We start from the raw sequence: 465 nt of genomic DNA, 5'->3' as shown, positions 1-465 counted from the left end.
ACGCCGTCATCCCCCCGTCCCACACCCGCGGACAGATCGTGGCCGCCCTGCGCCTCCTCGAACGCAAAATGGTCACCCTCCCGCCCAAGAAGCACGGGAACATCCCCCTGTGACCGCGGTAGCGGAACTGGCTGACGTCCTGTTGGACGAGGCCGCAATGCTGGGGACAGTTGTGCCGCAACAGGATCCGATCCGTTTCTCCGGGAATCCCTCCGACGAGGAGATCGCGGCGGTAATCGCCGTCCTCGCCTCGCTGGCCGCCGTCCCTACCGCGGCGACGCCGCCGGATGAGGAGGGATGGGGTGCTCCCGCCCAGTTGATGCGCTACGGGCTGTCCGCGGCACCCTGCGCTTTTGTCAACGCTCGCTTTGCTCGGTAAAGGAAGATTGATGACCAATTCTCACAAGCAGATCACGAAGGTGCTCGTCGCGAACCGCGGTGAGATCGCAGTGCGGGTGATCCGGG

General features: G+C 65.2%; 1 protein-coding gene. It reads left to right on the top strand.

Annotated elements, in window-relative coordinates:
- The first annotated feature begins 109 nt into the window (after window positions 1-109).
- A complete protein-coding gene (locus P3H15_RS54610; protein WP_276144907.1) occupies window positions 110-379 on the top strand; it encodes an acyl-CoA carboxylase subunit epsilon in 270 nt (89 codons plus the stop codon).
- Window positions 380-465 lie beyond the last annotated feature (86 nt).

Source organism: Rhodococcus sp. T2V (assembly GCF_029269925.1).
In the GTDB taxonomy this organism is placed as follows: domain Bacteria; phylum Actinomycetota; class Actinomycetes; order Mycobacteriales; family Mycobacteriaceae; genus Rhodococcus_F; species Rhodococcus_F koreensis.
Note: the sequence above shows the minus strand (reverse complement) of the source record. Positions and strands in the feature narration are given on the sequence as shown.